21 protein-coding genes are annotated in these 25,441 nt (G+C 70.1%); 10 read left to right on the top strand and 11 right to left on the bottom strand.

Translation table 11 applies throughout. The features are described 5' to 3' along the window. Positions 1-194 precede the first annotated feature (194 nt). Positions 195-1,490: a citrate/2-methylcitrate synthase gene (locus AB0M01_RS00290; protein ID WP_363664592.1), complete on the bottom strand. Its 1,296-nt coding sequence runs from the start codon at positions 1,488-1,490 to the stop codon at positions 195-197. A gap of 74 nt (positions 1,491-1,564) precedes the next feature. On the opposite strand from AB0M01_RS00290, the gene AB0M01_RS00285 reads away from it, so the two are divergent. After that, positions 1,565-2,704 carry a citrate/2-methylcitrate synthase gene (locus AB0M01_RS00285; RefSeq protein WP_363664591.1) on the top strand — a complete coding sequence of 380 codons (1,140 nt, stop codon included), beginning with the start codon at positions 1,565-1,567 and terminating at the stop codon, positions 2,702-2,704. A 40-nt stretch (positions 2,705-2,744) separates the two neighbouring features. On the opposite strand, the gene AB0M01_RS00280 is transcribed toward AB0M01_RS00285, so the two are convergent. After that, positions 2,745-4,178, bottom strand: coding sequence for an NAD(P)/FAD-dependent oxidoreductase (locus AB0M01_RS00280; protein WP_363664589.1), 1,434 nt, complete (start codon positions 4,176-4,178; stop codon positions 2,745-2,747). Between the two features lie 178 nt (positions 4,179-4,356). Between AB0M01_RS00280 and AB0M01_RS00275 the strand changes: the two genes are divergently transcribed. From AB0M01_RS00275 to AB0M01_RS00265, 3 genes are all read left to right on the top strand, one after another. Continuing rightward, the gene (locus AB0M01_RS00275; RefSeq protein ID WP_363664587.1) at positions 4,357-4,725 is read left to right on the top strand and encodes a YciI family protein; all 369 of its coding nucleotides are present in this window, start codon (positions 4,357-4,359) and stop codon (positions 4,723-4,725) included. 74 nt (positions 4,726-4,799) lie between these two features. Further along, complete coding sequence (locus tag AB0M01_RS00270) at positions 4,800-6,041, top strand: DUF6596 domain-containing protein (protein ID WP_363664585.1); 1,242 nt, start codon at positions 4,800-4,802, stop codon at positions 6,039-6,041. A gap of 7 nt (positions 6,042-6,048) precedes the next feature. Next, a complete protein-coding gene (locus AB0M01_RS00265) occupies positions 6,049-6,435 on the top strand; it encodes a DUF4870 domain-containing protein (RefSeq protein WP_363664583.1) in 387 nt (128 codons plus the stop codon). 12 nt (positions 6,436-6,447) lie between these two features. Here AB0M01_RS00265 and AB0M01_RS00260 read toward each other — a convergent pair whose 3' ends face one another. Then, entirely contained in the window at positions 6,448-7,473 is a 1,026-nt protein-coding gene (locus tag AB0M01_RS00260) for a GNAT family N-acetyltransferase (RefSeq protein WP_363664582.1), read from the bottom strand. 54 nt (positions 7,474-7,527) lie between these two features. Here AB0M01_RS00260 and AB0M01_RS00255 point away from each other — a divergent pair, with 54 nt between their 5' ends. The 6 genes from AB0M01_RS00255 (at position 7,528) to AB0M01_RS00230 (ending at position 15,504) form a co-directional block, all read left to right on the top strand. Then, complete coding sequence (locus AB0M01_RS00255; RefSeq protein ID WP_363664580.1) at positions 7,528-8,811, top strand: hypothetical protein; 1,284 nt, start codon at positions 7,528-7,530, stop codon at positions 8,809-8,811. A gap of 52 nt (positions 8,812-8,863) precedes the next feature. After that, positions 8,864-10,150, top strand: a complete 1,287-nt coding sequence (locus AB0M01_RS00250) for a hypothetical protein (RefSeq protein WP_363664578.1) — start codon at positions 8,864-8,866, stop codon at positions 10,148-10,150. Between the two features lie 18 nt (positions 10,151-10,168). Beyond that, positions 10,169-11,443, top strand: a complete 1,275-nt coding sequence (locus AB0M01_RS00245) for a hypothetical protein (protein ID WP_363664576.1) — start codon at positions 10,169-10,171, stop codon at positions 11,441-11,443. A 56-nt stretch (positions 11,444-11,499) separates the two neighbouring features. Continuing rightward, entirely contained in the window at positions 11,500-12,807 is a 1,308-nt protein-coding gene (locus AB0M01_RS00240; protein WP_363664575.1) for a hypothetical protein, read from the top strand. Between the two features lie 129 nt (positions 12,808-12,936). Further along, positions 12,937-14,220, top strand: a complete 1,284-nt coding sequence (locus AB0M01_RS00235) for a hypothetical protein (protein ID WP_363664574.1) — start codon at positions 12,937-12,939, stop codon at positions 14,218-14,220. A 9-nt stretch (positions 14,221-14,229) separates the two neighbouring features. After that, positions 14,230-15,504, top strand: a complete 1,275-nt coding sequence (locus AB0M01_RS00230) for a hypothetical protein (RefSeq protein WP_363664573.1) — start codon at positions 14,230-14,232, stop codon at positions 15,502-15,504. Here the strand turns inward: AB0M01_RS00230 and glgB are convergent. The 8 genes from glgB to AB0M01_RS00190 all read right to left on the bottom strand — a co-directional run bounded on the left by glgB (position 15,501) and on the right by AB0M01_RS00190 (position 25,315). Further along, positions 15,501-17,822 carry a 1,4-alpha-glucan branching protein GlgB gene (gene glgB, locus AB0M01_RS00225; RefSeq protein ID WP_363664572.1) on the bottom strand — a complete coding sequence of 774 codons (2,322 nt, stop codon included), beginning with the start codon at positions 17,820-17,822 and terminating at the stop codon, positions 15,501-15,503. The two genes, AB0M01_RS00230 and glgB, sit on opposite strands and share 4 nt — an antisense overlap. 73 nt (positions 17,823-17,895) lie before the next feature. Beyond that, entirely contained in the window at positions 17,896-19,554 is a 1,659-nt protein-coding gene (locus AB0M01_RS00220; RefSeq protein WP_363664570.1) for a BTAD domain-containing putative transcriptional regulator, read from the bottom strand. Between the two features lie 36 nt (positions 19,555-19,590). Next, complete coding sequence (locus AB0M01_RS00215) at positions 19,591-21,021, bottom strand: aminoglycoside phosphotransferase (protein WP_363664569.1); 1,431 nt, start codon at positions 21,019-21,021, stop codon at positions 19,591-19,593. Next, entirely contained in the window at positions 21,018-22,721 is a 1,704-nt protein-coding gene (gene treS, locus AB0M01_RS00210; protein WP_363666172.1) for a maltose alpha-D-glucosyltransferase, read from the bottom strand. The genes AB0M01_RS00215 and treS overlap by 4 nt, the downstream gene beginning before the upstream one ends. Before the next feature lie 375 nt (positions 22,722-23,096). Then, on the bottom strand, positions 23,097-23,453 hold the full coding sequence (locus AB0M01_RS00205; protein WP_363664567.1) for a type II toxin-antitoxin system HicA family toxin: 357 nt from the start codon (positions 23,451-23,453) through the stop codon (positions 23,097-23,099). Further along, positions 23,453-23,662, bottom strand: a complete 210-nt coding sequence (locus AB0M01_RS00200; RefSeq protein ID WP_363664565.1) for a hypothetical protein — start codon at positions 23,660-23,662, stop codon at positions 23,453-23,455. Before AB0M01_RS00200 ends, AB0M01_RS00205 begins: the two co-directional genes overlap by 1 nt. Positions 23,663-23,711: 49 nt before the next feature. Continuing rightward, positions 23,712-24,248: a hypothetical protein gene (locus AB0M01_RS00195; RefSeq protein WP_363664563.1), complete on the bottom strand. Its 537-nt coding sequence runs from the start codon at positions 24,246-24,248 to the stop codon at positions 23,712-23,714. Positions 24,249-24,352: 104 nt separating this feature from the next. Further along, positions 24,353-25,315, bottom strand: a complete 963-nt coding sequence (locus tag AB0M01_RS00190) for an OmpA family protein (RefSeq protein WP_363664561.1) — start codon at positions 25,313-25,315, stop codon at positions 24,353-24,355. Positions 25,316-25,441: the final 126 nt, after the last annotated feature.

The following is a 25,441-nucleotide window of genomic DNA, read 5'->3' as shown; positions in this document are numbered from 1 at the left end:
CAACGCCGTCGCGTCCTGACCCCCGACCCCACCTGCCGCACTGGCTGACCAGGTGATGGCCGGCCCCGCGACGGGCTCTACAACCAGCGGGCCCGCCGCTCACCGATGACCGTGTACGCGGCCGCGAGCACAACCTGCAGCGGGAGGTTGGGGGAGCAGCACGCCGCACCAAAGGCGCTGGCTCCTAGTGCGTTCTAGGTGGTTTCGGGGCCGGTGTAGACGCCGAGGGCTCGGAAGCGGAGGGGTGGGGCGGCGTACTCCTCCAGGGCGTGGGCGGTCCAGCCGATCATGCGGGCGATGGCGAAGAGGGCCTCGCCTGACTCGGCGGGGAGGGAGTGGGCGTGGAGGATCGCGGCCAGGGCCAGGTCGGAGTTGGGGAAGCTGGGGACTTGGGCTGTTAGGTGCTCGATGGTGTCGACTACGGGGTGGTCGCCGAGCATTTCGAGGAGGGCTTGGGCTCGGGGGTCGCGTTGTTGGTAGATCTTGTGGCCGAAGCCTGGCGTGGGGTCGCCGGAGCGGAGTTGGGCTGAGAGGGCCTTGGTGGGGTCGTCCAAGGCTCGGGCGAGGAACTCGTAGGCGAGGGTGGGGGCGGCGCCGTGCAGGTGGCCGTCTAGTGCGCCGAGGCCTGCGGAGATCACGGCGTACAGGTTGGCGCGGCTGCTGGCGGCGACGCGGGCGGCGATGGTGGAGACGGCGAGGCCGTGGTCGGCGAGGAGGATGACGGCGGCGTCGAGCAGGTCGGGGAGTGATGCCGCTGGGCTCTGCGCTGCCGCGAGCGGGGTTGGGGCCGGCGAGGGGGACGCGGACAGTTGTGGGGAGACGGTCTGAGCGAGCTTTGGGGCCAGGCGGGCACCGAAGGTTTGAGGGGCTTCGGGGTCGGGGCCGGGGAGGGCGGAGGTCAGGGTGCCCAGGAGGTTTCGGGCGGTGCGGGTGACTGATTCGGGGGAGAGGTCGTAGCGAAGGGGGTCGCCGGCGCCCAGTACGGCGACTGCGATGCGGAGTTTGTCGGTGAGGCGGGCGGTCGGGGGTGCGGCGGCGATGGCCTGCCGAGCCAGGGCGACCTGGTCGGGTGGGGTGGGGAAGGGCGGGGACGGGGCAAACGGTGGGCGGCCCGGGCGGGTTGGGGAGCGGTCCGGGCGCGTGGGGGAGCGGTCCGGGTGGGAGGTGCCGGTCCACAGGAGGGTTGCCACTGACTCGACGGTGTGGGTCTTGACCAGGTCTTGGACGCGATGGCCGCGGTAGTGGAGGTTGTCGTTGGTGATCGAGGTGAGCTGGGTTTCGATGCGTTCGATCGCGCCAGGGTGGTCGACGGTGCGGTCGGCCAGGCGGGCTACGTCGGCGGCGAGGAAGAGGCTGCCGCGGCGGCCTCGGGCTCGGGTGCTGGTGAGGAGGCCTCGGCTGACGTAGGCGTAGATGGTCTCGGGTTTCACCTTCAGGCGGGCGGCGACCTCGGCGGTGGTGAGGTAATGCTCGTCACTCGGATCCGGCACGGCGCGCTCCCGGTGGGACTCATGTTGACTTGATCAACGTTGACAATAGTGGATCGGAGTATCAATTTGAATCTATGTCTATCAATGTGGATCAACTCTTCGAGGTGCCGCCGGGGCTGCGGAACGTTGTGGTGACCGAGACCGAGCTGGGGGATGTTCGGGGGGACGAGGGGTTCTATCACTACCGGGAGTACTCCGCGGTCGAGCTGGCGCGGACGAAGACAGTGGAGGACGTCTGGTTCTTGATGCTCGAGGGGCGGTTGCCGTCGGCGGAGGAGCGGGCTCGGTTCGTGGCTGAGGTGGCGCCGCTGCGGGTGTTGCCGGATGAGGTGCGGGGGATCTTGCCGGCGGTCGCGGCGGCGGGGGTTGTCGAGAAGCCGTTGGCTGGGCTGCGGACTGCCTTGTCGGTGCTGGCGGCGGCCCGGGATCTGCCGGCGTTGTGGGATGTCGACCCGGTACGGCGTAAGGCTGACGCGATGTTGGTCTGCGCGGTGACGCCGACAATTCTGGCGGCGCTGCACCGGCTGCGGCAGGGGGAGGAGCCGCTGGAGCCGCGGGACGATCTGGGGGCGGCGGCGAACTGGCTCTACCTGGTGACCGGGGAGGAGCCGTCGGCGCAGCAGGTGGCGGCGATCGAGAGCTATCTGATCGCGACGGTCGATCACGGGTTCAACGCGTCGACGTTCACGGCGCGGGTGATCGCGTCGACCGGGGCGGATGTGGTGTCGGCGGTCGCGGGGGCGCTGGGCGCGTTCTCGGGGCCGTTGCACGTTGGGGCGCCGGATCGGGCGCTCGCGAGCCTGGACGAGATCGGGACGCCGGAGCGGGCCGATGCGTGGGTTCGCGAGAGGGTCGCCGAGGGGGACCGGATCATGGGGTTCGGGCACGCGGTGTATAGGACGGATGATCCGCGGTCGTTGATGCTGCGGGAGATCGCGCTGGGGATGGGTGGGGAGCTGGTCGACTTCGCAGTGACCGTCGAGCGGACGGTGGTCGAGGTACTGGCCGAGTTGAAGCCCGGGCGGAATCTGTACGCGAATGTCGAGTTCTACGCGGGGGTGGTGATGGAGTTGTGTGGGTTGCCGCGGTCGATGTTCACGCCGACGTTCGCGACCAGCCGGGTGATCGGGTGGACGGCGAACATCCTGGAGCAGGCCGAAGAGGGGAAGGTCATTCGGCCGGCCGCACGGTACGTCGGCCCGGCGCCGAGCTGAGGCCCCGAGGCGAGTCGCCCAAGCCGCGGGGGCGTCGGCGTCAGGTGAAGTGCAGATCGGGGTTGGTCAGGCGGCCGAAGCGAAGGGAGACCAAATCTCGCGGGTAGTTCTGCCGGAGGCGCCACGGACCAGTGGTGCCCTGGCGCGGCAACAGATCGGCAGCCCGGCGGATGTAACCGGAGGTGAGGTCCACGACGGGACGGGCCGGCTTGGTGAGCTCCTCCGCCGGGATCTCCGGCCGGCAGATCCGCGTCCCCGTCCGGGTCATGTGGTTGAGCAACCGGCACACGTACTGCGACGTGAGGTCCGAGCGCAGGGTCCACGAGTTGTTCGTGTAGCCGATGCACCAGGCCAGGTTCGGGACGCCGCTGAGCATCATTCCGCGGTAGACGAACGTCTCGCCCACGGAGACCGGCCGTCCGTCGACGGTCACCGCGATCTTGCCTAGGGCAACCATTTGCAGGCCGGTCGCGGTGACCACGACGTCGGCCGCCAAGTGCTCGCCCGAGCGGAGCCGGATGCCGTCGGGAGTGAATGTCTCGATCGCGTCCGTCGCGATCGAGGCACCACCGGAGCGGAGTGCGCGGAACAGGTCGGAGTCCGGAACGAGGCACAGCCGCTGGTCCCACGGCTTGTACCGGGGCACGAAATGCGGATCAGCAGGAATCGAGGCCGGCAGCTGCCGCGCGGCCGCCTGGTTCAGGAAACGCGTCGCCTGCGCGGGAAACCGCCGGAACGCGCCGTACGCCAGAGAACTGAACGCGACGTTCTTCCCCCGGATCACCCGATGCGCCAGCCGCTCCGGCAGCAGCGCGCGCAACCGGTCCGACACCGCGTCATGGGCCGGCCGCGAGGCGATGTACGACGGCGACCGCTGCAGCATCGTCACGTGCTCGGCCTGCCCGGCCATCGCGGGGACCAGCGTCACCGCGGTCGCGCCGCTGCCGATCACGACGACGCGCTTGCCGGTGTAGTCGAGATCGTCCGGCCAGTGCTGCGGATGCACCACGCGACCCGCGAAATCCGAAAGGCCCGGGAAGTCGACGACGTACCCGCGGTCGTAGTCGTAGTACCCGCTGCACACGTACAGGAAGTTGCACGTGTACGACTCGCCGGACGTCTCGACCGTCCAGCGCGCCTCGTCGCTCGACCACGACGCCGACACCACCCGCCGCCCGAAGCGGATCTTCTCGGTGATCCCGTACGCCGCCGCCGTCTCGTGCAGGTAGGACAGAATCGACGGCCCGTCCGCGATCGCCTTCGCCGCGGTCCAGGGGTGGAACGGGAAGCCGAGCGTGAACATGTCCGAGTCCGACCGGATCCCCGGGTAGCGGAACAGGTCCCAGGTGCCGCCGAGGTCGTCGCGTGCCTCCAGTACGGCGTACGAGCGGTCGGGGCTCTGGGTCTGCAGGCGGTACGCCGCGCCGATGCCGGACAGGCCGGCGCCGACGATCAGGACGTCCAGGTGCTCCACGGGCGGTACCTCCTGGGGGCTTGTTGAGTAGCTCGTCAACAATAGGCCAACCGGCGCGGCCGCGCAGTACGGCGGGTCACGTGATCCACACGCAAAGTTGCCGGGTCGGTTTGTCGATTCCGTCGCGGCGCGATCGTCAGCAAGATGTCAGCAGAAGCCCTAGACGAGGGAGCCCGTGATGGCGCAGTACATGTTCATGCTCTTCGACTCCGAGGAGTGGTACGACCAGGTGACGCCCGAGGAGTGGCAGAGCCAGATGAAGCTGCACAACGAGTTCGCCGCGGCGGTCGAGGCGGCCGGTGCGTCGATCGTCGGCGGTGCCGCGCTGCTGCCGTCCTCGACGGCCAGCACGGTGAAGAAGGGGGAGGGGGAGCCGCTCGTCACCGACGGGCCGTTCATCGAGACCAAGGAGGCGCTCGGCGGGTTCTACCTGGTCGACGCCAAGGACCTGGACCAGGCGCTCGCGCTGGCCAAGCTGGTCCCGTCGGGCAACATCGAGGTACGCCCGGTGATGGACACCTCGGACGGCGCCGAGCCGCCGGCGTAGTTCGGTGGGTGGGGTCTCCGCACCGGAGACCCCACCAGCCGGAGCAGACCGTACGACGTACGCGGGGAGGTCGGGTGGGAGCAAGTGCTCGGGTGGTCGCCGAGCGGGTCGAGGCAGCGCACCGGGAGTGCTGGTCGGTCGTGCTGGCCTCGACCGTGCGCGTCACCCGGGATCTCGATCTCGCCGAGGACTGCGCCCAGGAAGCGTTCCTCAGAGCGCTGAGGACCTGGCCCGACCAGATCCCCGACAACCCCGCGGGCTGGCTGACCACGGTCAGCAAGCGCCTCGCGCTCGACAAGCTGCGCCGCGAGACGACGCTCAGGCGCAAGCTCCCGCTGCTCATCGAGGAGCCCGGCGAACAACCGACCGACCCGCTCAGGCTGGTCTTCACCTGCTGTCACCCGGCGCTGGCCCGCGACTCGCAGGTCGCGCTGACCCTGCGCCTGATCTGCGGACTGACGACGAAAGAGGTCGCCGCGGGCCTGCTGATCAGCGAGGCGACGGCGGCCGCCCGCATCACCCGCGCCAAGAAGAAGATCGCCGCCGCCGGCATTCCGTACCGCATCCCCGCCGACGACGAGCTCGCGAGCCGCCTGGACGTCGTACTGACGGTCGTGCAGCTCGTGTACACCGCCGGTCACGTCGCGGCCGGGCCGGAGCTCACGCGCGCCGATCTGACCGGCCGGGCGATCGAGCTGGCGCAGCTCCTGGTGCGGTTGATGCCGGACGAGCCCGAGCCGGAGGCGCTGCTCGCGCTGCTGCTGATGACCCAGGCGCGCGGTGACGCGCGGGTGAGCGAGGACGGCGAGCTGGTCCTGCTCGCCGACCAGGACCGCTCGCGGTGGGACATCAAGATGCTGGCCGAGGGTGTCAGCCGCGCGACCAAAGCGCTCAGACAACGCGCGCGACCCGGCCGGTTCGCCTTGCAGGCGGCGGTTGCCGGGCTGCACGTGACGGCGGCGAGCTGGGAGCGGACCGACTGGGTGCAGGTCGTACGGATGTACGACGCGATGCTGGTCGACTGGCCGTCGCCGATCGTCGCGCTGAACCGCGCCGCGGCGCAGAGTCTGGTCCCGGGCGCCGACCTGGACGAGGTGCTCGGCGAGTTGGATGCCCTGGGCAAGGAGTCGGCGCTGAAGGCGTACGCGTACCTGCCCGCGACCCGCGCGGACGTGCTGGCCCGCCTGGGGTGCCGCGACGAGGCGGTCACGGCGTACGACGCGGCGATCGCCCTGACCGCGAACGGCGCCGAGCAACGCTTCCTGCTGCGGAAGAAGTCCGAACTGTCGTTGCCGCGCACACCGCCCGGTGCTTGACTGGGGTATGAGCTATTCGCAGGGGCAGGGCGTGCCGCTGTCGCCGTCGGAGGAGAAGACGTGGAGCATGCTCGCCCACGTCGGGGTGTTCATCGCGGCCTGGTTCGCGATGGGGTTCCTCTGCCCGCTGGTGATCTGGCTGATCTTCCGGTACCGCTCGGAAGTGGTCCGCCGGCACGCGGTCGAGTCGCTGAACTTCCAGCTCTCGCTGCTGATCTACGGCGTCGTCGCCGGGATCCTGATCCTGATCACCTTCGGGCTCGGCGTCCTGATCGTGCTGCCGATCGTCGCGATCGGCGCCGTCGCCGCCGTGGTCGTGATCATCCGCGCCACGATGGCCGCCTCGGACGGGCGTGACTACCGCTACCCCCTCTGCCTGCGCATGGTGAAGTGAGCCGCGCGTTGATCAGTACGCCGTACCGTCGCGCAGGTTGTGCAGCCGGTTCGGCTCCGCCAGCAGCACCGGCAGCCGGCGCGCGTTGAGCGGCGACACCAGCCCGGCCAGCTCCTCGGCGGCGTACCAGTCCAGCCCGAGGATCTCGAAACCGTCAGGCTGCAGTGAAGAGATCAGCGAAGCGTCGACCACCCCGCCGTCGTACAGGATCTCGATCGCGTCACCCCAGCCCTCCCAGCGCGGCAGCCAATCGATCGCGAGCACCCCGTGCACCGGCAGCGCGGTCCCGAGCTCCTCCTCCATCTCGCGCCGGGCGCCGGTCAGCGGGTCCTCGTCGGGCTCGACGACGCCGCCGGGCAGCTCGAGGTCCTTCTTGTAGCTCACCTTGCACAGCAGCACCCGCCCGGCCGGATCGCGGACGACGACGTGCGCGATGACCCGCTTCTTCGGCAGCACCGAGTCCATCAGCGCGGTCCAGCCCGACAGCGTGTCCGCCCGCGGGTCGTCGCGACGCAACCCGTAGACGGCGACGTCCCGCCGCTCACCCTGCAGTACGCCGCCGCCGCGCAGCAGCCCCTCGCGCCGGAAACCGGACCGGATCGCGACCCGCGCCGCGGCCCGGTTCTCCGGGTCGACCTGCACCTGCAGCCGGTCCAGCCCGAGCTCGCCGAACGCGTAGACCACCAGCACCCGGACCGCGCGGCGCGCGACCTGCCGCCCGCGGTACGGCTTGTACGTCGTCCAGGTGACCGCGCCGACCCCCGGCGAGACCCGCCGGACCTCGACGGTGCCGACCGGGCCGCGCTCACCCGCGAGCTCGACCACGAAGCTGACCACCGACCGGTCGTCGGCGTACGCCCGGCGGGACGCCTCGACCGCGTCGGCCAGCTCGGACCGCGGCGGCGTCCCGGCGAGGTCGAACCAGCGGACCATCTGGTCGTCGGCCAGGCCGTGCGCGACGTCGATGTCCTCCTCGCGCCACGGCCGCAGCGTCAGGTCCCCGTCGGTCAGCGTCGGTTGCGGCGGCACACCAGTCACGTCCGGAACGGTACCCGACGCAACTTCATCGGCCTCCGATGCATCGAGCAGGAGGTGAACAGAACCCTCCCCACCGCTGCCGTCCTGCTCGCGGCCTCCTGGATGCTCCCCACGACAGCTTCCGCCGCGGCACCGGTCAGCGACGTGAAGATCGCCTGGTCCGACGCCACCCACACCAAGGTCCGGATCACCTGGACCGAATCCACCCCGGTCGCCAACACCGTCGACCTGGCGACCTGGATCGACAACCCGATCGGCACGACGACCGCGGCCCAGCCCGACGAGGTCCTGGTGCCGGTCGACCGCTTCCCGCAGACGAATGCCGACGGCAAGCACTACGTCACCGTCAGCGGCCCGGGTGGTGTCACGGCGCGATCGGTCGACTTCGACGCCTACGTCTACGCGCCTCAGCAGGCGGCGCTGAGCTTCCCGTCGTACGACCGCCTGGCGTGGTCCCTGCCGGGCGACACCAGCGTCGACGGTACGCCGAACGACCCGCTCGACGTGCCCGCGAACTACACCTACCGGGTCGAGACGCGCTTCGACGACCCGGAGCACTACGACGCGGAGTGCACGCCGCTCCCGACCACGACCAGCCCGGTCCCGAACGGTCAGCTCGCCCGGCCGAGCACGCCGATCTCGCTCTCGATCCACGCCCAGAACGAGTGGGGTTCCTCGACGTACGGCACCTGGGATCTGATCGACCTCACCAGCGGCGTCACGATCGCGGCGCCCGCCACCTCGCCGCTGGGCGGAAGCACCACCCTGACCGGACAGGTGAAGGTCAGCGGCCTGGACGTGAGTGGGCGCCCGCCGAGCTGCACGGCGTACGAGAACGCGGCGGCGCTCACGCCCGTCATCGTCCATCAGCGCACATCGCCGACGGCGCCGTGGACCGTGGTCGGCAGCACCAGGACCGACAACACCGGTAGGTACTCGGCGACCTTCCGGAACCCCGGGCACCGTGAGTACCGCGTGGTCGTTGCCGGTCAGGCCGTCGCCGGCCACACGCTGTTCGGCGGCGACAGCGCCACCAAGGCGGTCCGCGCCACGACGCGGGTGGTGTCGGCGAAGTTCATCCAGCCGGTCGTCGACCTCGGCACCCAGCCGCAGGCGTACCTGTGGGTCGACCCGGCGGGTTCGCAGCAGGCGGCGCTGCAGTTCAAGAACGCTTCGGGTGCGTGGCAGGGGCTGACGTACAAGACCCTGTACGCCGGCCGCGGGCTGGTCGCCTTCCCGTGGAACAAGCGCGGCGCGACCCAGTTCCGCTGGTGGGTCCCGGCGACGGCGACCGCCGACGCGACGTACAGCGAGATCTTCACGCTCACCGTTCGCTGAACCTTTCGGCCGCGGCCCGCATCGTGCTTGGTGAGACCACCCTGGGGGACACATGCTGAAACGAACGCTCGGCCTCGCGCTGCTGCTGACCGCACCGGTCGCCGTACCCGCCCCAGCGGACGCCGCCGGGACGGGGATCGGACCGGTCACGATCGCCTGGTCCGACGCGACCCACACCAAGGTCCGGATCACCTGGACCGAGACGACGCCGGTCGCGAACACCGTGACGGTGGGGTCGACGGCACTCGGTACGACGACTGCCGCGCAGGCCAACGAGCTCGTCGTCGCGGCTACCTCGTTCCCGCGGACGGTGGCGGGAACGAGTCACCGGGTCAAGGTCGCGGGCTCGGACGGGACCAGCGCTGAGTCGGTCGCCTTCGACAGTTACGTCTACGAGCCAGGGTTCCAGACGTTGACCACGTCGTTCCCGGCGTACAACCAACTCCGCTGGACGCTGCCGGCCGACACCGCCACCGACAGTACGCCGAACGATCCGCTGGACCTGCCGGGCACGACCAGCTACCTGGTCACGCAGGGGTTCGACCCGGATCCTGACGAGTGGTGGAGCTCGTTCTGCGCCGAGACCACGACCACCAGTCCGGCGCGCACGGGTGTGCTGCCGAACTCCGGACACCCCTTCACGCTCGAGGTGGCGCCGAAGAACGAGTGGGGTGTTTCACGCGGCGGCCGTGAGGACGTGGGCACGATCGCCGACGTGCAGGTCACCGCCCCGGGCGCGACGCCGTACGGCGGGACGACGACCCTGACCGGGCACGTCGACCAGCGCGGCATGGTGATCAGCGGGAGCCCGCCGACCTGCGACGAGCACCGCTACGAGGCCTACGGTACGACGCTCTTCGTCCACCAGCGTCCGTCCGCAGCCGCGCCCTGGACCGCCGTCGGCACGACCAAGACCGGTGCCGACGGCAACTACCAGGCGGTGTTCCGCAATCCCGGCTACCGGGAGTACCGCGTGGTCGTCGCCAGCGGGGCTGCTGAGGGCATCGCCCCGCGCTTCGGCGCCGACAGCCAGACCGTCGCGGTTCGTTCGACCACGCGGGTGGTGTCGGCCAAGTTCATCCAGCCGACGGTCAACCTGGGGACCCAGCCGCAGGCCTATCTCTGGGTCGACCCTGCCGGCTCGCAGAAGGCCGCACTCCAGTTCAAGAACGCGTCGGGCGCTTGGCAGGGCGTCAGCTACAAGACCTTGTACGCCGGTCGCGGGCTGCTCACCTTCCCGTGGAACAAGCGCGGCGTCACCCAGTTCCGCTGGGTCGTGCCCGCCTCGCCGGGGGTCGACGCGGCGTACAGCAGCACCTTCTCTCTCACCGTCCGTTGAGTCTCGGGGGATCACCACATGCTGAAACGAACGCTGGCTCTCACGCTCCTGCTGTCGACCCAGGCTCTGCCGGCGCCCGCGACGCCGGCCGCGGTCGGGCCGGTCACGATCGCCTGGGCTGACGCGCAGCACGACACCATCAAGATCACTTGGACCGAGACCACGCCCTCGGCGAACACCCTGACGCTCGGCGGCGGTGGGGTCGGGCTGGAGACGACCACGGCGGCCCAGCCGAACCAGTTCCTGGTGAAGTCCGACAGCATCTTCAACAGCCGCGATCCGAACGACAAGGTCTGGATCGAAGTCACGGACGCCTCCGGAGCGAAGGGCCGGTCGGTGGACTTCGACCGGTTCAACTACGGCGGGGGACCGACGGAGCTCTCGTTCACCGCCGACGGCAGGCTGCGATGGACGATGGCGCCCGACACCTCCGTCGACGGTACGCCGGACGACCCGCTCGACCTGCCGAAGGCCTACACCTACGCGCCGCGGCAGCTGGTCGACAACAACCCGAGCAGCAGCTACGACTGTGTGGACCTCGGCCTGCCGAGAACCACCTCCCCGACCGGCACGGCGCCGAATCCGGGGGAGGGGTTCGACCTGTTCGTCGACGTCGTCAACGAGTGGGGCCTCGCGCAGTACAGCTACCTTCCGGTCGGGGTCACGAAGAGCCTCACGGTCGCTGGGCCGGCCGCGACGCCGTACGGCGCGACCACGACGCTGACCGGTGTGATGACCGGGTCGTACCTGTACGAGTCGGGCCACCCGCCGGCCTGCCAGGAGTACACCGAAGCGGTGTCGAACGCACCGGTGGTCGTCCAGCAACGCACGTCACCGGCCGCGCCGTGGACCACGGTCGGGACCACCAGGACCGGTACCGGCGGGAAGTACACCGCCGTCGTCAAGAACCCGGGCCACCGTGAGTACCGGGTGATCCGGCTCAACACGGTCCACGACCAGGGAGCGTCGTTCGGTCTGGTCGGTGGCAGCAAGTCCGTTCGCGCGACGACGCGCGTGGTGTCGGCGAAGTTCATCCAGCCGGTGGTCACCCTGGGCACCCAACCGCAGGCCTACCTTTGGGTCGACCCCGCGGGCACGCAGAAGGCCGCGCTGCAGTTCAAGAACGCGAGCGGTGCGTGGCAGGGCGTCGCGTACAAGACCCTGTACGCCGGCCGCGGCCTCCTCGCCTTCCCGTGGAACAAGCGGGGCACGACCCAGTTCCGCTGGTGGGTTCCGGCGACCACAGCGGCCGATGCGACGTACAGCAGCACCTTCACGCTGACCGTCCGATGAACCCGCAACTTTCCGCCCCGGCCGTGCATCGTGCCTGGTACAGAGAGAGGACGAGCATGCTGAAGAGATCGATCGCGCTCGCCGGGGCGGCGGTGCTGGTCACCGGGCTGGGCGGGCAGGCGGCGTCGGCCGTGCCGGCGCGGGCCGGCGCGGTCACGAACGTGCAGGTGGCCTGGGTGAACTCCGAGCACACGAACCTCAGGATCACCTGGAACGAGTCGGCGCCGGCGGCCAACACGATCGTGCTGCGCACCGACGCGAACGAGGGCGGCAACGAGTTCGGGCACACGACAGCCGGGCAGCCGAATGAGTACATCGTCGACTCGGCGGACCTGGGGGTCAGCGGCGACCCGAACGACAAGGTGTTCATCGAGGTCAGCGACGGCTCCGGGACGGCCGGGCGGACGGCGTACTTCGACCGGTTCAACTACGGCGGCTACCCGACCACGACCTCCTTCGAGCCCAACGGTTCGCTGCGCTGGACGGCCGGGCCGGACACCTCGGTCGACGGTACGCCGGACGACCCGCTCGACCTGCCGAAGGTCTACAGCTACGCGCCGCAGCGGCGGGAGCAGACCGACGACCCGAGCGTCCCGGGCTGCGACGGGGTCAACCTGCCGCAGACCACCACCCCGACGGGCACGGTGCCGAACCCGGGCCACGTCTACAACCTGTGGATGATCGTCGACAACGAGTGGGGTGCCCAGCCGGGGCCGTTCATCAACGTCGGCGCCACCAAGAGCATCACGATGACCGGCCCGGCCGCGACGAAGCTCGGCGAGAAGACCACGCTGACCGGCGTCCTGACCGGCGCGACCCTGTTCGAGTCCGGCCGCCCGCCGACCTGCAACGAGGAGCTGCTGCCGCTGTCGAACCAGACGGTGGTCATCCAGCAGCGCACCTCGCCGACCGCCGCCTGGACCACCGCCGGCTCCACCAAGACCGATGCCCAGGGCAAGTACACCGCAGTGCTGACCAACCCGGGCCACCGCGAGTACCGGGTGATCCGCCTCAACACCACCGCCGGCGAGACCGCCTGGTACGGCGGCACCGGCGACAGCAAGGCGGTCCGGGCCACCACCCGCGTGGTCTCCGCGAAGTTCATCAACCCGGTGATCAACCTGGGCACCCAGCCCCAGGCCTACCTCTGGGTCGACCCCGCAGGCACCCAGAAGGCCGCCCTGCAGTTCAAGAACGCGTCCGGCGCCTGGCAGGGCGTCTCCTACAAGACCCTGTACGCCGGCCGAGGCCTCCTGGCCTTCCCGTGGAACAAGCGCGGCGCCACCCAGTTCCGCTGGTGGATCCCCGCCACGACCACCGCCGACGCCACCTACAGCGGAGTGTTCACGCTCACTGTCCGCTGACCCGAAATCGTTGCAGGCGGTGCCCTCAATCCCCCGGCCCCGCCTGCAACTTCGTCCGCCGAGGAACACAGCAGCAACCTTTCGGCGAGGAAGCGCATCGAGTCAGGTAGACGACTACTGGGGGCTCGTATGCTGCAAGGTCTTCTCGCCACCGTACTGGGACTGGCGGCCGTCGCGAACGCATTTCCCGCGGCGGCGGCCACGTCCGTCGACGAAGTGACCCTCGCCTGGACCGACTCCACCCACAGCAAGATCCGGATCACCTGGACCGAGCCGGCACCGGTCGCCAACACGCTGCGCTTCGAGAGTGCGGAGCAGCAGCTCGATCTGGGGTTCACGGGCGCCGGGGAGCCGAACGAGGTGGTGATCAACACGTCCCACCTCGGCGTGCAGGACCGGTACGACGAAGGTCGCGTCGTCGTCACCGGCGCCGGCGGGGCCGAGGTTGCCTCGCCGGCGTTCGACCGTTTCCTGCCGGCCGTCGAGCCCTCGCTCGGCTTCGCGGCCGACGGGAGCTGGATCTGGTCGGCTGGGTTCGTGCCGCGCGACACCACACCGAACGACCCACTCGACCTCGAGCCGCTCGCCCGGTACACGCCGCAGTTGCTCGTCGACCAGGAGCCCCGGGTCCTCGGCGGTTGCGGCGCGATCTCGGGGGCGACCACCACCGAGACCGCTGGTCCGGCGACGCGGGCCGACCAGGCGGGGGCGCTGGTCGTCCGAGCCGTCAACGAGTGGAGACCGAACGGCCGGTACGGGTACAGCCTGCCGGTGACGACGGCGACGCTGTCTCTCAACGCCCCCACCAGTACGCCGTACGGCGCGCCGCTGCTGCTGACCGGCCTGGCGATGCACAAGCGGATCACCTTCTGGCCGAGCTCCGGAACCTGCAACATCGCCAACGATCCGTTGACGGGCTCGCGCCTGGAGGCACGCGACTCGAGCACGAGCCCGTGGTACCTGGTCGGCACGCTGCAGCAGCCGCGCGGCGACGGGAGCGTCACCGCCAACCTGGTCAACCGCGGCGCCCGGGAGTTCCGGCTGCACCGGCCCGAGGTGCAGTACACGAGCTTCGTCGACTTCGAGGCGATGTCTCCGGTCCGTTCGGTCCGCACCACGACTCGGGTCGTGTCGGCCAAGTTCATCCAGCCGGTGGTTGCCCTCGGCACCAAGCCGCAGGCCTACCTCTGGGCCGACCCGGCCGGGACCCAGCGGGCCGCCCTGCAGTTCAAGAACGCTGCGGGCGCTTGGCAGGGCCTCACCTACAAGACCCTGTACGCCGGTCGCGGGCTGGTCTCCTTCGCGTGGAACGTCCGCGGGACCTACCAGTTCCGCTGGTGGGTCCCTGGCACGACGACGGGTCTGAAGGTCGATCCGGTCCACAGTCCCGTCTTCACCCTCACGGTTCGGTAGGTCCTCCTGATGCTGACCTCACTGCTGTTGCTCTCCGCCACGCTCACCGCCCCGCCGTCCGTGCTGGCCGCCGACGTCCAGCTCGCCTGGACCGCCGAGGGCCAGATCCGGATCAGCTGGAGCGAGAGCACTCCCGCCCCCAACACCGTCCTGCTCGAACGCCCGGGCGCAGATGACCTGCTGCTCGGCAGCCGTTCCGCCGCCCAGCCCAACGAGCTCGTCGTCGAGCGGTCTGCGCTGGAGCCGTCGCCGGCCGGCGGCACCGCCGCGCGGATCGTGGTCTCCGAACCGTCCGGCGACATCGCCCGCTCGGCGCCGTTCGACCGTTACGTGCGCGGCCCGGTCGCCCCGGCGTACAGGTTCCGGCCGAACGGCGATCTGGTCTGGTCGGTCCCGCCGGACCCGACGGTCGACTCGACCCCGAACGATCCGCTCGACACCGGCGAGCCGACGAAGTACGGGCTGCGGCTGTTGACCGGGGAGCAGCCGTGGACGTACGACCGGTGCCGGATCGAGTACACACCGACCAGCACGGCGCCAACCGGTGTGGTGGGCAAGCAGCGGGCGATGGAGATCATGGTCAGGTCCGTCAACGAGTGGGGGGCCAGCACGCTCGACTGGCGGCGGATCGGCAGCAGCACCATCACACTGAACGCGCCGAGCGCGGCGGCGTACGGTACGGCCACCGTCCTCAGCGGACAGGTCGCCGCGCGCAGGATCTACGAGAACCCGAAGCCGCCCGGTGACATCCCAGCGATCTGCCTCGACACCGAGGACGGAGTCCGGGCCGGCATCGCCGTCACGCTGCAGGCGCGCGACTCGGCCGGCGGGAGCTGGTACGTCGTCGGACCCGGCAAGACCGATGCGGCAGGCAACTACAAGTTCTCGCTGCGCACCCCCGGCACCCGCGAGTACCGGGTGACAGTCGGCGGCACCACGACGATGCAACCCGCGGTCAGCCCGGCCCGGAGAGTCCGCACCTTCACCCGGGTCGTGTCGGCCAAGTTCATCCAGCCGGTGGTTGCCCTCGGCACCAAGTCGCAGGCCTACCTGTGGGTCGACCCGGCCGGAACCCAGCGCGCCGCCCTCCAGTTCAAGAACGCGTCCGGCGCCTGGCAGGGCCTCACCTACAAATCCCTGTACGCCGGCCGCGGGCTGGTCGCCTTCGCGTGGAACGTCCGCGGGACCTACCAGTTCCGCTGGTGGATCCCCGGGACCTCCACCGCGACCGGACTGCCCGTCGAACCGGCGTACTCGGGTGTCTTCTCGCTCAGGGTCGGCTAACCGTCGTACCGGAACCACACCGCGGCCAGCGGCGGGACCGAGACCTCCGCGCTGCTGGCCATGCCGTGCCAGGGGGTGCCGTTGGCGGTGACGCCGCCGAAGTTGCCGACGCCGGAACCGCCGTAGGTTTCGGCGTCGGTGTTGAGGATCTCCTGCCACTGGCCCTCGTAGGGGAGGCCGAGGCGGTAGCCGTGGTGGGGGACGGCGGAGAAGTTGACCACGCAGGCGACGGTGGCCTCGTCGTCGCCGCCGAAGCGGACGAACGAGAAGGTGTTGTTACCGGCGTCGTTGGCGTCGATCCAGCTGAACCGCTCGGGGACGTGGTCGTTGGCCCAGAGCGCCTTCAGGTCCTTGTACGACGTGTTCAGGTCCTTCACCAGCTGCCGCAGGCCCTGGTGGTCGGCGTGGTCGAGAAGCCACCAGTCGAGCTCGCCCTTCTCCGACCACTCCGACTCCTGGCCGAACTCGCCGCCCATGAACAGCAGCTGCTTGCCGGGGTGCGCCCACATCATCGCCAGGTAGGCGCGCAGGTTCGCCAGCTGCTGCCAGCGGTCGCCGGGCATCTTGCGCAGCAGCGAACCCTTGCCGTGCACGACCTCGTCGTGCGACAGCGGGAGCACGAAGTTCTCCGAGTAGGCGTACATCATCGAGAACGTCAGCTCGTGGTGGTGGTACTGGCGGTGGATCGGCTCGTGCTCCAGGTAGCGCAGCGAGTCGTTCATCCAGCCCATGTTCCACTTGAAGCCGAAGCCGAGCCCGCCCAGGTGCGTCGCGCGGGTGACGCCTGGCCACGACGTCGACTCCTCGGCGACCGTGATCACGCCGGGGACGCGCTTGTAGAGCGTCGCGTTCATCTCCTGCAGGAACGAGACGGCCTCCAGGTTCTCGCGGCCGCCGTACTGGTTCGGGACCCACTGGCCCTCTTGCCGTGAGTAGTCCAGGTAGAGCATCGAGGCGACCGCGTCGACGCGCAGGCCGTCGATGTGGAACTCCTCGGCCCAGTAGAGCGCGTTCGCGACCAGGAAGTTGCGCACCTGCGGGCGGCCGAAGTCGAAGACCAGCGTGCCCCAGTCGGGCTGCTCGCCGCGGCGCGGGTCCGGGTGCTCGTACAGGGGCGTCCCGTCGAAGCGGGCCAACGCCCAGGCGTCCTTGGGGAAGTGCGCCGGCACCCAGTCGACCAGGACGCCGATCCCGGCCTGGTGCAGCGCGTCGACCAGGAAGCGGAAGTCGTCGGGGTCGCCGAAGCGCGACGTCGGCGCGAAGTACGACGTGACCTGGTAGCCCCAGGAGCCGCCGAACGGGTGCTCCATCACCGGCATGAACTCGACGTGGGTGAAGCCCATCTCGTTGACGTAGGCAACGAGCTCGTCGGCCAGCTCGCGGTAGCTCCGGCCCTTGCGCCACGAGCCGAGGTGCACCTCGTACACGCTCATCGGCTCGGCGTAGGCCTGCGCGGCCGCGCGCCGCTCGAGCCAGTCCGCGTCCTTCCACTCGTACGTCGTCTCGTGCACGACCGACGCGTTGGCCGGCGGGACCTCGGCCAGGTTCGCCATCGGGTCGGCCTTCTGCCGCCAGACGCCGTCGCGGCCGCAGATGTCGAACTTGTACCGGGTGCCCGGGCCGACGCCGGGGACGAACAGCTCCCAGACGCCGCTGGAGCCCATCGTGCGCATCGGGTGCGCGCGGCCGTCCCAGAAGTTGAAGTCGGCGGTCAGCCGGATGCCCTGGGCGTTCGGCGCCCAGACCGCGAACGACGTCCCGGTCACGGTGCCGCCCGGGCCGTCGTACCGGCGGACGTGCGCGCCGAGCACGGACCAGAGCTGCTCGTGCCGGCCCTCGCCGATCAGGTGCAGGTCCATCTCGCCGAGCGAGGGAAGGTAGCGGTAGGGGTCGTCGACCTCGAGCGCCGGGCCGTCGGTGTAGGAGACCTCGAGCCGGTAGTCGGGCACCTTCTCGACGTCCAGCACGCCGACCCAGACGCCCTCGAACTCGTGCTCCAGCTCTACTCGCTGGTCCTCGAACAGCGCGGTCACCGTCGCCGCGAACGGCCGCAGCACCCGCAGCGTCACCGAGCCGTCGCCCAGGTGCGGTCCGAGCACCTGGTGCGGATCGTGGTAGGTCCCGGAGACCAGTCGCTCGAGCACCGCGCGGTCGACGTCGACCCGCTGCGACCCGTTCGGCGCCGCCGCCGCGGGCACGACCTGCCCGGACGTGGTCGCAACCGCCTGTTCCTGAGGCTTTCCGACCGGTTCGGTCATCGCCTCCGACAGCGGCGTCCGCACCTCGGCATCGTGCTCGTCGCGCTCGTTCGATCCCATGCACCCAATCCTGCCCGATGGACTCTTCGATTCCCGCATCCCGTACCCGTCCGCCGGGGACGTACACAAAGTCCTAGCGTGACGGCAGGTGGTCGCGGACGGCGCCGGGCATCCGGAACCGGCGTCCACCGACGGCCTCGACCAGCAGCAGGTTCCGGTCGGCGAGCTCGGTGAGCGCGGGTGCGACGTCGCGCGGGTCGGCGGCGGCCTGCTCGGCCGCTTCGAGCGTGAACCCGTCGGCGAAGGACGCGACCAGGAGCAGGACCTCCCGTTCCACGGTGTCCAGCAACTGCAACGACCGGTCCAGTACGGCGTGCAGCCCGTTGCGCTCGCGCATGTACGCCGCGACCTCGCCGACCGGGACCGTGCGGGTCAGGCCGGCCGCCAGCTCGATGCCGAGCGGCATCCCGCCGGCCGCCGTACAGATCGCTGCGACCAGATCCGGATCGGCCTGCTGGGCGTCGGCGGCGCAGCGCTCGGTGAACAAGCGCGCCGCGGCGAAGGCGTCGAGCGGTTCCAGCTGCTGGGTCTCTTCCTCGTCCAGCCGCAGCGGTTCGCGGGAGGTGACGAGGACGGTGAGCGTGGTGCGGGCGAGCAGCCCGGAGACCGCTTTGGCGACCGGCTCCAAGAGGTGCTCCGCGTCGTCGAGCACGAGCACGTGGTCGTCGAGCCCGTCGGCCAGCGGGTCGAGCTCGGCCGAGGTGATCGCGCGGAGGGGGACGAGGCGGACCGGGCGACCGGTCGCGGCCACGGCCCGGACCGCCTCGAAGGCCAGCCGCGACTTGCCGCTGCCGGCGGAGCCGGTGAGCGTGACCAGGCCGGGGCGGCCGAGCTGGCGGATCAGGTCGGCCAGGGTCGCCTGGCGACCGACGAAGGTTGTCATGGGCAACGGAAGCCAGTCGGGTGCCTGCGGCGGTGGGGGAGTGCCGGACTCGCCGCGGCCGCTGAGCTCACCCAGGTCCGAGTCGCTCTCAGGGAGCAGCAGTCCGGGGTCCTGCCGCAGCAGGCGCAGTTCCATCTCGCTGGTGCCGGACGCCGGGTCCACACCCAGCTCGCTCGCCAGCCGCCCACGGAGTTGCGCCAGCCGGGCGAGCGCGTCGGCCTGGCGTCCCGTCCGGTAGAGCGCCAGCGCGAGCAAGCACCACAAGCGCTCGTGCAGCGGATGCTCAGCGGCCAGTGACTCCAGTTCGCGGCCGGCTTCGGTCGCACCACCCAACGCCAGGTCGGCCTCCAGCCGCTCGACCTGCAAGTCCAGCCGCCAGCTGTCGAGCTGCTCCGCCTCGGTCGCGGCGTACGGGACGGTCCGCAGATCGGCGAGCGAAGCACCGCGCCACAGCCCGAGCGCCTCCCGCCCGAGCGCACTGACCGCGGCGTGATCGCCGGCGCGTGCCGCGGCGTACAGGTTCTTGGCGAGCGATCGCGCGGCCGTCAGGTCCGTCATCTCGGCCGACAACGCGTACCCGTTGGAGGCCCGCGTCAGCACGTCCGGCGTACCGAGCGCGGCGCGCAACCGCGAAGCGAGCACCCGCAACCGCTCGGTCGGACGCGCCAGATCGACGTCGCCCCACAGGTCGACCGCGAGCCGTTGATCAGGAACCGGCAGCCCTCCGGCCAGCGCCAGCCGGACCAGCAGCGCTCGTTCGAGCGGCCGGTCGACCGCGAGCGGGACACCGTTCAGCCGCACGGCTAGAGGCCCGAGAACCAGGACCTCCAGCTGCGGCTGAGACGGCATAGGGAGAAGTATGACAAAACTCCACCCGCGACGACCTCAGTCGTGGTCGGCGGACTCCGTCGTGCTCAACTGAGCGGCAGCCGCCAGCGGGATCGGCAGCCAGGTCGGGCGGTTGCGCGCCTCGTACATCGTCTCGTAGATCACCTTGTCGGCCAGGAACGCGCTCAGCAGCACACCCTGGTCGCGCGGATCGGTACCGGCGACCTCGGCGTAGCCGTCGCAGAAGGCGCGGCGGTTCCGGTTCGCCCATTCGGCGGCCCGGTACGCGATCTGCTGGTCGCCCTGGTGGTCGGCCAGCAGCGAGCGCGCCGCGTAGTCGAAGGAGCGCAGCATCCCGGCGATGTCCTTGATCGGGGTGTCCAGCGCGCGCCGCTCGATCAGCGACTTGGCCGGCTCGCCCTCGAAGTCGATCAGCTTCCAGCCCTCGATCGTGCGCAGCACCTGACCCAGGTGGAAGTCGCCGTGGATCCGCTGCACCGGCACCGGCTCGCCGATCTCCGCGAGCGCGGTGAACGCGCGGCCGAGGCCCTCGGCGTACGGCGCGAGCTCCGGGATCGCCGCGGCGGCCTTGTCCAGCCGGCGCTGCATCGCGGCGGCGTGCTCGACCATCTGCTCCGGCGCCCAGACGTCGGCGCCGAGCGCCTTGGCCAGCTCCGAGTGCACCTCGGCGGTCGCGGCGCCGAGCCGGTGCGACTCCCCGGCGAAGTCGCCGCCGACCTCCTCGGCGTGCAGGTCGGCCTCGGCGTACAGGTCCCGGACCGACGTCGTCGCGTACGACCAGCCGTCGGTCGAGTTCTTCTCGAACGCCGTCATCATCGCCAGGTCGCCCGAATCGGTGCCGCCGCCGGCGCGCGGCCAGGAGCCACGCGCCGACCCGAGCACCTCGGGCACCAGCTCGGAGCCCGCCTCGGTGAGCGCCGACTCGATCTCGACCCCGGGATTGCTCCCGGGCTCGAGCCGGCGGAACACCTTCAGCAGGGCGGTGTCGCCGAAGACCAGCGACGTGTTGCTCTGCTCGACCGTCAGCACCAGCGACTGGGCGTCGTCCGGTACGACGAGCGTGCGCTCCGGTGCGTGCACCGGATGGAACTCCAGACCGTCCAGCCGACGCCCGTGGGTGAGCGCGTCCAGCCAGTACGGCGTGGCCTCCTTGTCGTGCAGGGCGTCGTACACCCAGACCCGGGTGTCCCCCAGGTCGGGCTCGGACCAGTCGCCGATCAGCGCGTGGCCGAGGTTGTCGACCGGTGCGGTGCGGTAGCTGAGCGGCAACTGGTACACCCGGATGGCGTTCTCCGCCCCGGGCGGGCCCGCACAGTAGACGAACCCGATCCGGACCGCGGGCCAGACGCCGTCCTCCGACAGCCACGCACTGGTGGCCATCGCTTCGACGTCGACGTCATGTCCTTTCTCACCGAACCATCGCTGGTGGGTGCAGAAGGACTGGACCTGGTCCAGATGGGAAGTCACGAAGAGCTCTCCTCACGATCGGCCGACTTGTTCACCGGCAGCCGGAACCAGTAGAAGCCGTGCGCGCCGAGGGTGAGCAGGTACGGCAGCTCACCGATGGTCGGGAAGTGCACGCCGCCGAGCAGCTCCACCGGCTCGACGCCTTGGTACTGCCGCAGGTCCAGCTCGATCGGCTGCGGGAACCGCGACAGGTTGTTCACGCACAGGACGACGTCGTCGCCGAACTCCCGGATGTACGAGAGCACGCTCGGGTTCGAACCGCCCAGATCCGTGAAGGTACCCATGCCGAAACACGGGTGCTGCTTGCGGGTCTGGATCATCCGCCGGGTCCAGTGCAGCAGCGACGAGGCGTTCTCCATCTCGGCCTCGACGTTGACCGCCTGGTACCCGTAGACCGGGTCCATGATCACCGGCAGGCTCAGCTTGCCCGGGGTCGCGGTCGAGAACGACGCGTTGCGGTCCGGGGACCACTGCATCGGGGTCCGGACGCCGTCGCGGTCACCGAGCCAGATGTTGTCGCCCATGCCGATCTCGTCGCCGTAGTACAGGATCGGCGACCCGGGCAGCGACAGCAGCATCGCGGTGAACAGCTCCATCCGGTTCACGTCGTTGTCGAGCAACGGCGCGAGCCTTCTCCGGATGCCGATGTTGGCCTTCATCCGCGGGTCCTGGGCGTACTCGCCCCACATGTAGTCGCGCTCCTCGTCGCTGACCATCTCGAGCGTGAGCTCGTCGTGGTTGCGCAGGAAGATGCCCCACTGACAGGTGTCGGGGATCTGCGGGGTCTGGGCCAGGATCTCCGAGATCGGGAACCGCGACTCGCGGCGTACGCCCATGAAGATCCGCGGCATCACCGGGAAGTGGAAGGCCATCTGGCACTCGTCGCCGCCACCCTCGCGGTCGCCGAAGTAGTCGACCACGTCGGCCGGCCACTGGTTGGCCTCGCAGAGCAGGACGCGGTCGGTGTAGTTCGCGTCCACCTCCTTGCGGACCCGCTTGAGGAACTCGTGCGTCCGCGGGAGGTTCTCGCAGTTGGTGCCCTCCTCCTCGAACAGGTACGGCACCGCGTCCAGCCGGAAACCGTCGATGCCGAGGTCGAGCCAGAACTTCAGCGCCTCGATCATCGCGTCCCCGACGGCCGGGTTCTCGAAGTTGAGGTCGGGCTGGCTGGAGTAGAACCGGTGCCAGAAGTACTGCTGGCGGACCGGGTCCCAGGTCCAGTTCGAGGTCTCGGAGTCGACGAAGATGATCCGGGCGTCGGAGTAGGCCTCGTCGTTGTCGGACCAGACGTAGAAGTCGCCGTACGGGCCGTCGGGATCGGTGCGCGACGCCTGGAACCAGGGGTGCTGGTCCGAGGTGTGGTTCATCACGAAGTCGACGATGACGCGCATGCCACGGGCGTGGCAGGCGTCCATGAACGCGGCGAAGTCGGCGATCGTGCCGACCTCGGGCATCACGTTGGTGTAGTCGGAGATGTCGTAGCCGCCGTCACGCAGAGGTGAGGGGTAGAACGGCGGTAACCACAGACAGTCCACGCCGAGCCACTCGAGATAGTCGAGTTTCTCGGTCAGGCCTTGCAGGTCGCCGATTCCGTCGGCGTTCGAGTCCTTGAATGACCGCACGAGGACTTCGTAGAAGACGGCCCGCTTGAACCACAGCGGGTCACTCTTCGTCAGTCCGTGGTGCTGCTCCGGCAGCATGTCGGTCACGCTCACCTCCATCGGGTGTATCCCCTCGGTCCAAACCTAGCGGTACTACGGGGTGTCGTCGCCGGACGATTCCGGCGACGCGCGGGGTGGACGGTCCGGCGGGTTCTGTTTCCCGTACCCGCGCGCGGGCATCTCAAAAGGAAGCAGGGACCGAAGCGTCCTGGGGTGGGGTGGATCGACGCCCTCGGGCCGGGCCCGCAGCAGCGTCGAAGTCAGTGTGACGCCGGTTTGCCAGTACAAGCAAATAGGGGCCGGATCCCCCTATTTCACGCCCGATTCGTTACCGGAACCGCGTTGCTTCGGCGCTGTTCGCGCGTTAGTTCTGTCCGCTTCGCGAGGACGCGAGGACGCCGTACGCCGTCGCGCTCAGTCGCCGCGGCCGCGGCCGCGACCACGGCCGCCGCCGCGGTCCTTGGCCGGTTTGCTGCTCTGCGCCGACTTGGTCCCTCGGCTGCCGGGCGGCGGGTTGCCCTCCCGGAGCAGCTCCATCGGCTCGCGGCCGCGCCGTTTGTCGAACAGCTCCTCCGCCGTCAGGCCGGTCTCGTCGAGGATGCGCCGCAGCACGCCCTTGGAGACGTCGGCGCCGTTGTGGTTCGGGACGGTGACGGACTTGCTGCCGTTGGTGAAGATGACGTGGCTGCCCTTCTGGCGGGCCTCGCGGTAGCCGTTCCGTTCCAGTGCTTGTTTGACCTCGCGGAACTTCTTCGCGGGAACGGCGCCCATCAGTCGGTGGTGATCGTCACGACCAGCTGGTCCGGGGCGCCGACTTCCTCGGCGAGCAGGGCGAGCGCTTCCTTGAGATCCTCGATCGCGGCCTCGCGGGTCGGTCCCTGGCCGTGGGCGAAGGCGTCCGGGTTCAGGGCCGCGGTGGCCGCCCAGACGCCGTCCTCGTCCTGCTCGGCCTTGAACGGGACATGAATCTCGCGCTGCATCGATCCTCCAGGCTCGCGGTCGTCGATCGATGCTAGCGGCGGGCGGGGCTCAGGCGCCGGGGGACTTGCGGGGCTTGCGGACGTACTTGGTGAAGCCGGCCTGCTCGGCGTCGGCCTCGGTGCGGAACCAGACCTCGGGCTTGGTGCGGCCGTAGTACGGGGAGTCGGGGGTGTGGAAGAGCATCGACTGGGCGTTGCCCTTGATGGTGAAACCGTCGGGCGGGCTCTGGTGCTCGACGGCGTCGGCGGAGCCGGGGCCGTACCGGCCCGGTACGACGGCGCGGCCGGAACCGTCGAAGAGGGTGGGCTGAGTGGTTTCGGCCGGATCCATGCGCTGGGAGAAGGCCTCCGGCGGGCTCGGCTTCAGCGGGCTCGGCTTCGGCTTCGGCATCGGCGGTGGGCTCGCCTGCTGTTCGCTGCGCTCGAGCGGAGCGCCGGCGGAGACCAGGACCTTCTCTTCGTCCTCAGCTGCCGGCGCAGGTACTTCGGCCGGCTCCCGGCTCTTCAGCAGGAACCACGTGATCACCGCGCCGAGCGCGAACGCCAGCAGCTCCCACGGCCAGTTGCTGCGCGCCAGATCGCTCATCGCTGCGTGCTCCGGTGCAGCAGGTAGGCAGCGGCGCTGCCCAGGACGAAGGCGGCCAGCAGCAGCACCCACAGCTGCGCGTACAGCGAACTCATCGACAACCCCTACGGGACTCGGATCTCCACCCGGCGGTTCGCGATCCGCCCGGCCGAGGTTTTGTTGGACGCGACCGGCTCGGACTCGCCGTACCCGCGGCTGATGATCCGCGCGGCCGGCACGCCGCGGCGGACCAGCTCGGCCTTCACCGCGTCGGCGCGCTGCTGCGACAGCGGCAGGCTGGTCGCGGGGTCGCCGAGGTTGTCGGTGTGACCGGCGACCTCGACCCGGGCGGTGCCGCAACTCTTGAGCAGCGCCGCGACCCGTGCGACCGATCCCCGCGACCGCTCGTTCACGATCGCCGTCCCGGACAGGAACACGATCTTGTGCTGACCGGTCAGCTGCGCCAGCCGGGTCTCGAAGGTCTGGCACGCCTCGCTCACCGGCGGCTTCACCGCCGATGGGACTCGCAGCTCGTTCGCGACGACCGCGCCCGGGACGGCCTTGGCCGCGGCCCGCGCCGCCGTCGCCTTCGTCGCCTGGTCGGTGACGTCACCGGTCAGCGTGATCGTCGTCCCGTCGTACCCGACCTTGGTCTCGCCGACCGACGACTGCAGTGCGCGCAGTACGCCGAACAGCCCCGCCGGATCGAGCGCCCCCGCCGCGGGGTCGACCTGGAGCTCGCCGCTGACGACCCGGCCCTCGGCGAGCAGCGACTCGGCCTGCTCCAGGATCGTGGTCTTCGCGGCCTCGTCGCGGACGACGGCGTCGAGCACGACGCCGCGGTCGTTCCAGACGATCGCGAACGGCGCGACCTCGGCCTCGGTTGGTGCGGCGGTCGGCGTCGTGGTCGGGGCAGTGGTCGTTGCCGGGGGAGTGGTCGCCGGCGGTTCCGCCGTACCGGTTTCGTCGGCGGTCGCGTTGCTCAGACCGTCGCCCTTGAAGGCGACCAGAACGGCCGTCAGCAGCAGCGGGACGACGAGGAGGGCAAGCAGCCAGATCCGAGCGGGTCGCCGCGGTGATCCAGGCACGTGTTCCTCCGTCGATACGGTCCTTGACCGTGCGCGAGGAGATTACTCCGTGAAGCGGTTCGGATGCACGCCGGACCAGCCTCTGATCACACCGTTTTCGCGGCGGCGTCGAGTGCGGGCCGTCAG

The organism is Kribbella sp. NPDC051770 (genome assembly GCF_040681455.1).
GTDB lineage: Bacteria > Actinomycetota > Actinomycetes > Propionibacteriales > Kribbellaceae > Kribbella.
The sequence above is the reverse complement of the archived record's forward strand: the minus strand, read 5'-3'. Positions and strand labels throughout refer to the sequence as shown.